This is a genomic window from Streptomyces milbemycinicus (assembly GCF_002154605.1).
GTDB classification, from domain to species: Bacteria; Actinomycetota; Actinomycetes; order Streptomycetales; family Streptomycetaceae; genus Streptomyces; species Streptomyces milbemycinicus.
On the sequence record NZ_MUNE01000763.1, the window covers coordinates 1 to 5,280 of the forward strand.

3 protein-coding genes and 1 pseudogene are annotated in these 5,280 nt (G+C 66.3%); all 4 read right to left on the reverse strand.

Features of this window, described 5'->3' with window-relative positions; translation table 11 throughout:
- Positions 1–1,112: pseudogene (locus CCN51_RS45635) on the reverse strand (sugar-binding protein); the annotation flags it as partial.
- The gene (locus CCN51_RS45640) at positions 1,109–1,495 is read right to left on the reverse strand and encodes a hypothetical protein (protein ID WP_014174506.1); all 387 of its coding nucleotides are present in this window, start codon (positions 1,493–1,495) and stop codon (positions 1,109–1,111) included. The pseudogene CCN51_RS45635 and the gene CCN51_RS45640, both read right to left, overlap by 4 nt.
- 5 nt (positions 1,496–1,500) lie before the next feature.
- Positions 1,501–1,959 carry a YbaB/EbfC family nucleoid-associated protein gene (locus CCN51_RS45645; RefSeq protein ID WP_014174507.1) on the reverse strand — a complete coding sequence of 153 codons (459 nt, stop codon included), beginning with the start codon at positions 1,957–1,959 and terminating at the stop codon, positions 1,501–1,503.
- Positions 1,960–1,981: 22 nt separating this feature from the next.
- Positions 1,982–5,254, reverse strand: a complete 3,273-nt coding sequence (locus CCN51_RS59470; RefSeq protein ID WP_158104763.1) for an AAWKG family protein — start codon at positions 5,252–5,254, stop codon at positions 1,982–1,984.
- Between the last annotated feature and the right edge of the window lie 26 nt (positions 5,255–5,280).

The following is a 5,280-nucleotide window of genomic DNA, read 5'->3' on the forward strand; positions in this document are numbered from 1 at the left end:
GTCGGGGTGTGGGGGGTCGGAGTGTCGTTGGTGACCGTGTTGACGGTGGTCGGCCCGCCGGAGCCGGCGCCACCACCGCCCCCGCCCAGGACGGAGTTGGGCCCCGGCCGGTCGTTGAAGAACAGCATGCTGAAGAGATTGCCGCCGATGAACTTGGCGTTCAGGCTCTTGCCGATGTAGTCGAAGCCGCTGCCGATGATGAGTTCGGAGGCACCGCTGAGACCACCGCTCACGATGGTCATCGGGTCGAACTTCCACTTGCCTTCGAAGAGGCCGTTGATCAGGAACTCGGCGAATGCCTCTCCGACGCCCTCGCTCCCGAAGCTGTTGAAGAGCTCCGCGCCGAACTTCCCCCACTTGTTGTCGCCGAAGTTGTTGAAGATGTTCTTGAAGAAGCTTCCGAATACCGAAGAGAGACCGCTGATGAAGAAACCGGCCAGGGCGCCGAAGGCGGCGGACTTGCCGATGGCGCCCCAGTCGATCCCGTCGGGGCGGCGATCTCCCTTGTTCAGGCCCAGCATCGCCATCCGTACCGCGAAGGTGGTGAACGCCTCCTGAAGTGCCTCGCTGAACGCGGGCGCCAGATGGGTCATCCGGAGCAGCCGGTCCAGGATGATCAGGACCGCCAGACGGCTTCTGGTCCTCGCCAGGGCGGCGTCGCCGAAGGACAGCCCTCCGGTGAAGAACGCCATGGCGGCGATGAAGGCCAGCTCGATGATCAGTTGGATGATCTCGGCAATGACCTCCCACTTGCTCTCCATGATGTTTCTGGAGTGCCCGACCTGCCCCTTGCTGATCTCCCTCAGGTTGTCGGCGAACTCCCCCATGGCGTCCTGGCCGCCGGCGCCGGTGAGCATCGCCATCGCCTGCTTGTACACGTCGGCCACCTGCGTCGGCAGCGCGCCGTCGACCCGGTTGACCGACTCCATGATGCGATCGCGCAGGTCAAGCAGCGCCTGCGCGTACTCGTCGAACGGCATGCTGCTGCCATAGGCCATGTCCGAGGACGCCTGCGGCGGCTCGAGGCCCAGGGCGAACAGCATCTTGCGGACATCATCGGGAAATTCGATGGAGTCCTCGGGGACGGAGCCTCCCCGGTCGGCACCGCTCAATGTTTTCCGCCGCCGCCTTCGGTGCCGTCCCCGCCCACGGAGTTCACGGCCTGCCGCAGCTCGTCGACGCTGTCCAGGGCGAAGGACTCCGCCCCCCGGACCTCCTGGAGTTCCTGGAGGCGGCCCTCGACCACGCCGACGACGGCGTCGGAGATGGCGAAGAAGGTGTCGCTGACGCCCTCGACGGTCTTCTCGTACTTGGGGCCGTACTCCTCGGCGACTTCGTCGTCGATCCCGTACCACCGCCGCGTGGGTTGCAGGGCCGAGGTGAATCCGCTCGGGAGCTCCCTCGCCTGCTTGGCGATGGCCCGGATCTCGTCCATCATGGCGATCAGCCGGGCCGGGTCGGCCTCGTACCGCTCGCCGCCGTATCCGTAACTCATCCGACCTACCTCCGGTCCCCGTCCTCATGGATCTCGTCTCGCAGCCGGTCGCTGGAACGGGCGTGCGCGGCCCGGCCCTTCGACGCGGTGTCCGCGAGCGGTGCGAAGATCTCATCCCATTCGATGCCGACACCGTCGAGGCGCGGGGCGCCGGTCACGCTGTCGGACAGCGGCCGGAAGGTGTCCATGACCGTCTGGGCCATCTGTGCCTGGGCCTGGGTCACCGCCTCCAGCACCGAGGCCGCGAGCTGCGCGGCGCCCATGGTGCGGTACCTGCCGTCCAGGAACTTCACATCGGCGAGCTGTCCCTGCGCGCCGACGGTTGCCTCGACCGCGCGGTCCCGCGACCGCACAGTGACGGAGGCCGTCCTGAGCTGCGCCTTGGCCTGGGCCACGGCCTGCTGGGTCCGCTCCATGTCGGCCATGGCCCGGGCCAGCTGGTCCTTGATCGATTCCTTGTCCATCAGTACGCCTCCCGCGCCGTTCTCAACGCCCGATGACGGCCGGAGCGCCGCCCTCGTCCGTGCCCCAGACGTCCTCGTCCTCCTCCAGCCACGCCGCCCGTTCGCGGTCGGAGCTCTGGGTCTGCGGCTGGCCGCCGCCCATGCCGCCACCCATCGGCGGGGCGAAGGGCATGCCGCCGGCGGTGGACATCCCGCCGCTGCGGGCCGCGACGACCTCCTCTTCCTGATAGCTCGAACCGGACGGCCGAGCGCCGCCGACGCGCCGCACGATGGGCTGGCTGGGGTCGTCGAACACCCCGCGGACCCGCTCGGTTTCGGAGCCCGCGCCGCCGCTCGTGGACCCGTTCATCCGGGTGCCGGGGGGCAGCATCGGCATACCACCGGGCGAGCCACTGCCACTGCCGCCGCCCGAGCCGTAACCGTTGCCGGACGGATCGTTGTTGTACGGGGTGGAGTCGTACAGGTCGTCCTCATAGCCGCCGCCGTACAGGCCGTCGTACGAGGAAGAGCTCGACGGCGAGTGGAGGTTCGCCGAGCTGCCGAGGTTGCTCGGCAGGGTCTCGCCCGACTCGATCGGAGTGGTGGTCGTGGTCCCGTCGGGCTGGCGGTTGGTGATCAGCCCCTGCTCCGGGTCGATCCGGGTGCTGCTGCCGTCGGGGAATTCGGTGGTGAGGGTTCCGTCCCGCCCCAGGGTCGTGACGCTGCCGTCGCTGTTGGTGACCGAGTCACCGGGGCGCAGCGTGTCGAAGTCCGTCGAGCCGTCCGGCAGCACCGTGGAGATGTCGCCGCCCGGCACATCGATGGTCCGTGAGGTGCCGTCCGGGTACTCCAGGGTGACCGTGCGGTCGGGGTTGAGGGTCGTGGTGCCACTGCTGCGGTCGAGCGAGGGGCTCTGGCCACCGTAGTCGGAGGGCAGGTCGGAGGGCAGGTCCGGGCTTTCGTACCGCCGCGGGTTCCCGCCGCCGAGCTCCCGGGTCTGGCTCTCGTAGCGCTTCTCCGCCTCGGCCTGGCGCTGTTCCTGTTCGCGCTCCAGCTTCTCCTGTTTGGCCTCGGCCTCCTTCTCCTTCTCCTCCTGCTTGCGCTCCTGCTCGGCCTGCTTCTCCTCTGCTTCCTGCTCTTTCTGCTCCTGCTTGGCTTCCTGCTCCGCCTGCTTGGCCTCGGCCTTGGCCTCCTGCTCGGCCTGCTTGGCTTCGGCCTCCTTCTCCTTCTGCTCCTGCTTGGCCTCCTGCTCGGCCTGCTTCTCCTCGTATTCGCTCTCGGTCTGAATGCGCTTCTGTTCCTGCTCGGCCTGCTTCTCCTCGGCCTTGCGCTCCTGCTCCGCCTGCTTGGCCTCGGCCTCCTTCTCCTTCTCCTCCTGCTTGCGCTCCTGCTCGGCCTGCTTCTCCTCCGCCTTGCGCTCCTGCTCCGCCTGCTTCTGCTCCTGCTCCCGCTCCTTCTCCTCCTGCTTGGCCTCCTGCTCCGCCTGCTTCCTTTCCTGTTCCTTCTTCTCCTGCTCGCGTTCCGCACGCGCCAAGGTGGTAGCAGCCAACTGCTGTGCCTCTTGCTCCTTGTACCGCTCCTCCTGCTTCCTTTCCTGCTCGGCCTGTTTGGCCTCGGCTTCCTTCTCCTTCTGCTCCTGTTTGGCCTCCTGCTCGGCCTGCTTCTCCTCGGCCTTGCGCTCCTGCTCGGCCTGCTTCTGCTCCTGCTCCTTCTCCTTCTGCCCCTGCTTGGCCTCCTGCTCGGCCTGCTTCTCCTCGGCCTTACGCTCCTGCTCGGCCTGCTTCCGCTCCTGCTCCCTCTCTTTCTCCTCCTGCTTGCGCTCCTGCTCTTTCTGCTTGGCCTCCTGCTCCTTTTCTTTCTCCTCCTGCTTGCGCTCCTGCTCCTTCTCCTTCTCTTCCGCCTTGCGCTCAGCCTCCTCCTGCTTCCTCTCCCACTCCTTCTCCTTCTCCTCGGCCTTGCGTTCGGCCTCCTCCTGCTTCCTCTTCCACTCCTCCTCTTTCCTCTTGTTCTCCTCCTCGATCCTCTTCTTCTCCCTCTCGGCGTCCGCCTTGTCCTTCGCCGCCTGGTCCTTGGCGAACTCCTGGCTCAGGCTGGTCGTCTCCGTGTCGATCTTCTTCGGCAGGTCCTGGTCGTTCACGGAGTTCTGAATGGCGAGGATGGCTTCCTTGCCCGCCGTTCCCAGCACGTCCACGACGGACTGCTGCCACTTCTTGATGGCCTCTTCGCCGATCTTCTTCCAGGTCTCCTTGTCCTCGAGCTGGCCGTAGGTCGGGTGGTCGCCGTGGAAGCCGTCCAGCTTCACCGCGTGGTACGAGTCGTAGGACTCGTATCCGTAGTCCTCGTAGTAACGGACCTTGGTGATGTTGTTCTTCCAGATCCACTCGGAGACATCCAGCAGGATGTCGTGCAGCCAGCGCAGCGGATTTCCGGTGAGCAGCTGCCAGGTGTTCCATTTGTTGTACAGCGAATAGGAGGCGTTGTGGATGTCCTGCCGGTATTTGCGGAGTTCATTGCCGTACTTGGATCCGGTGCCCTGGAGGGGAATCTGCTCGCTGTACGACTTGTAGTTGCGCGCCATCCCGTGGACCATGTCCCGGAAGACCCCGGCGGCCATTCCCTTCCATGACGCCTCCTCCTTGCCGAGGTCGAACTCCCAGTCCCGGAGGTCGTCGTACCGGTTCTTGAAGAAGTGCGCGGCCCGGTCGAGGGCTTCGGCCGACCTGTTGAAGGAATCCAGGTCCACCGCGTCCTTCTCGTTGACCCTGAGGCCATACCACTCGAATCCGGTGGTCTTGCCGTTGTTGATCAGGGACACCAGCGCCATGCCGCCGCCGTAGCTGTAGTGCGACAGGCCGACGTTGCTCCAGGTCGTGTCCTTCGACTGACCTTCGAAGTCCTTGCCCAGCCCGCTCTTGAACTCGGCGCCCACGACCACTCCGCCGGCCGGGGGGTCGTCCGTGCCGTTGGTGCCGAGCAGGGTGATGCGGGCCTGCTTCATCACGACCTTGGTTCCCGGGGCCGCCCCGCTGATGGGGCCGTGCTTCCCGGAGTAGAACGGGATCACGAAGTCGGTGTTGTTGATGCGCCAGCCGGAGTTCTCGGTACGCCACGACATGTCGTTGACCGCTTCGACGATCGCGTTGGAGGGCTCGCCGTCGTAGTCGGAGAACTCCAGCCGCATCAGCGGGATGTCGTTGTTCCCGAGGAGGCTGTCGAAGAGGTCCGCCCGGGCCGGCAGGACGACGCCCGTCAGCACCCGAACAGCCCTGGCCCACCAGTCGTTGTCGGAGTGGGCGACGGGGACTTTCTTGGACATGGCGCGGGACCTCCGGCGGGCCGGTC

What these genes read in the sequence shown, in the direction of transcription:
- CCN51_RS45640 (WP_014174506.1), bottom strand. Translation starts at nt 1,495, where the DNA reads ATGAGTTACGGATACGGCGGCGAGCGGTACGAGGCCGACCCGGCCCGG.
- CCN51_RS45645 (WP_014174507.1), bottom strand. Translation starts at nt 1,959, where the DNA reads ATGGACAAGGAATCGATCAAGGACCAGCTGGCCCGGGCCATGGCCGAC.
- CCN51_RS59470 (WP_158104763.1), bottom strand. Translation starts at nt 5,254, where the DNA reads ATGTCCAAGAAAGTCCCCGTCGCCCACTCCGACAACGACTGGTGGGCC.